The sequence below is a fragment of the Microcystis sp. M31BS1 genome (genome assembly GCF_020245285.1).
Classification (GTDB): domain Bacteria; phylum Cyanobacteriota; class Cyanobacteriia; order Cyanobacteriales; family Microcystaceae; genus Microcystis; species Microcystis panniformis.
Map to the genome: position 1 here is coordinate 1 of NZ_JADBVE010000264.1, position 2,876 is coordinate 2,876.

The window sequence follows — 2,876 nt, forward strand, 5'->3', positions numbered from 1 at the left end:
AAACTTTTCTGACTTTTCTTCAGCCATTTATGAATGTTTGAATGATGCCCATTTGAAACATAAAAAAGAACTGGATTCCTTGCTGACTCTACGATTTCAGAAGTTTAATAAATCTCAGATTATGAACGTCTAAAGTATATAACCAGCTACTTAACAATGTTAGCGAAATTTTGAACCCTATGACCGAATCTGACACACCGCGCCACAATCCCTCACGGAAGGCGATAGGTCGCCTGAGAAGCAGTAAAACAGGGGAAAATACCTGAGACTCCTTCCCCTATGAATCCCTAAGCTAGGGAGAAGAATATAAAGATTTATTAAATTGTAGCTTAGGATACAGTTGTGGGGGGAGTGTGTGCGATCAAACGCCCCCTCGTCCTCTCCCATGTGTCGAGAGATCCGATTCTGATCAATCTGTACCCAACCCATGTCAGAATTTTACGGGTGTAGAACAATAAAAAGTTCAGGTATATACCCCAAAATAGTCCTACTGTTCACTAATTTTACTTTCAGCGAGAATTTCTTGGAGGACGGGGGATAAATTGCTAGTTAAACGGCCGGCTCGAATAAATTCAGCGTAGGTATCAGCTTCGATATCTAGGAGGGTTTCCCGAAGTTGTTCCATTGTTAATAGTTGTAATTGGGGATAACTATCATTGAGAGATTGTATTTCCGCTTCTACAGTCTTTAACTTTTCTTTGACGAGATGCTGCTCATAACTAAAAAATTCGGGGGCAACATCGGGAGATTTATCTAACTTAGAAAGATAGTCTAAAACCCTTTTTAAAGCTACCCGTCGGGCTAAAAGTTCCGCATAGTTTTCTCGAATTGGTTGATCACCGATCAGGTCTAATCTCGATAGGAAAGTTTGAATAGTTAATCCCTGAACCAAAAGGGTAAAGAGAACAACTCCGAAAACTATATCGATGATATCCTGACGATTGGGAAAAATAACTGGCACACTTAAAGCTAGGGCAATAGAAACGGAACCGCGCAAACCTCCCCACCATAAAACCGTTTTTTCCCGCCAATTAATTTTAGTTTCCATCAAGGCATTACTAACAGTTGCCAAGGTAAAAGTAGCCAGAAAACGGGCCGCTACCACGGCGGCGATCGTGATAAAAATTAAATTGAGATTATCGGCTAAACTGGAGAGACGTATCTGATCGCCGATGAGGAGAAAAACGATCGAATTAACAAAAAAAGCGAGAAACTCCCAGAATTCCGTGACTAATAGCCTAGTACGGGGACTCATGCTGATTCTAGAGCCAAAATTACCCAAAATAATCCCCGTAGTCACCACTCCGATTACCCCCGAACCCCCGAACTCCTCGGTTAATAAATAAGCACCGTAAGCGGACACAAGAGTTAAAGACTGTTCCACTAGGGGTAAATCGAGACGTTGAGTCAGATAGGAGATACCAAAACCCACTAAACAACCCACTGCCACCCCGATACCGATAAAAGCGGCAATCCGGCTAATGGTTGTCTCTAAGGATAGACCACTAGCACCGAGGGGAATTTCCACCAAAAGAGCAAAAGCGACGACAGCGACCCCATCATTAAATAAGCTTTCCCCTTCCAAAAGCACGGTGAGTTTTTTACTGGCCCCCAATTCGCGAAAAAGAGCGACAACAGCGACGGGATCCGTAGAAGAAAGGCTCGCACCCACTAATAATGCCGTAAATAGGGGTAAATTGGTCAATTCATCTAGGGTAAAACCAACCCCGAAAATCGAGATAATTACGCCGACAATGGCGAAAAGACTGACGGGAATCCAATTATCCTTCAGATCTCGCCAGCGGGTATTCCAAGCGGCTTCAAATAGCAAAGGGGGCAGAAAAATTTCTAGAATCAGTTCGGGGGATAGGTTCACCAGACGGATATCGATGAAAGCTAAACCTAAACCGACTATCACTAACAATAGGGTGTAAGGAATTTGGCGAAACCAGCTAAAAATCCTCGAAACCGTAGCCACACTCAGGGAAACGGACAAAACAATTAGAAATTGTTCTAAATTTTGCTTAATGACTTCATCGGTAGCGGATTCTAAACTCATTGGGTGGGAGGCAATCGGTGAGCGGAGGTGCAAGAAAAGAACAATCTCAATTATTATTACACTTTAGAACCAGTGATTTTTTCTCCTAAACCCAAGTTTTTCTGCTGGCAATTCCTTTTATCTATGTCCTTGACTATGCCTCAGTCTGCCGAGTCCTCCACGGGTGAGGATTTACCCCTAGCTATCTCACCCAGTAACGAGCAGTTAGAGAGTATTAATAGCTATTTAAACCTGATTTTGGTTGCTTTAGTCTCTCTAGCTAATTTAGACTCCGATTCTATCACCCAAGCAGCCCAGGAATTAGCCTTAGATCTGGATACAAGCGATCGCCTAGTTGCCCACTACTGGCAACCCCAGTCAAAACTTTCCCTCGCGGACATCCGTTCTCTAGTTCTCCTCCTCTGTCATCTCGCCCAAAAAAAGCAAGAGTTAATCCGTCGCGCCGTAATTCTCTTGGAACAAGTGGGAACTCAAGGAGAAGAACCGGTCAAAACCACGCTTTTGGGCAATTATATCGATAATTTTCGCTTAAAATACCCAGAAATATCGGAAAATAATCTCAGCGATTCTAGCCTTGCTTCCCTAGCCTGGAAATTATTAATCGATTTATTGTTCTACAGCAGTCCCCGCAGTCATCCCCTTCTCTGGCACACCCTTTTGGCAAGTAAAAAGTAAAAAGGCTATCAGTTATCAGTTATCAGTTATCAGTTATCAGTTATCAGTTATCAGTTATCAGTTATCAGTTATCAGTTATCAGTTATCAGTTATCAGTTATCAGTTATCAGTTATCAGTTATCAGTTATCAGTTATCAGTTAT

2 protein-coding genes and 1 pseudogene are annotated in these 2,876 nt (G+C 42.5%); 2 read left to right on the forward strand and 1 reads right to left on the reverse strand.

Annotated features, from left to right (window positions below):
- Window positions 1-133: pseudogene (locus tag IM509_RS15510) on the forward strand (IS630 family transposase); the annotation flags it as partial.
- 354 nt (window positions 134-487) lie between these two features.
- Here IM509_RS15510 and IM509_RS15515 read toward each other — a convergent pair.
- Window positions 488-2,059, reverse strand: coding sequence for a Na+/H+ antiporter (locus IM509_RS15515; protein WP_052277893.1), 1,572 nt, complete (start codon window positions 2,057-2,059; stop codon window positions 488-490).
- A 135-nt stretch (window positions 2,060-2,194) separates the two neighbouring features.
- Between IM509_RS15515 and IM509_RS15520 the strand changes: the two genes are divergently transcribed.
- Window positions 2,195-2,734, forward strand: a complete 540-nt coding sequence (locus IM509_RS15520) for a DUF3038 domain-containing protein (protein WP_072925527.1) — start codon at window positions 2,195-2,197, stop codon at window positions 2,732-2,734.
- The last annotated feature ends 142 nt before the right edge of the window (window positions 2,735-2,876 follow it).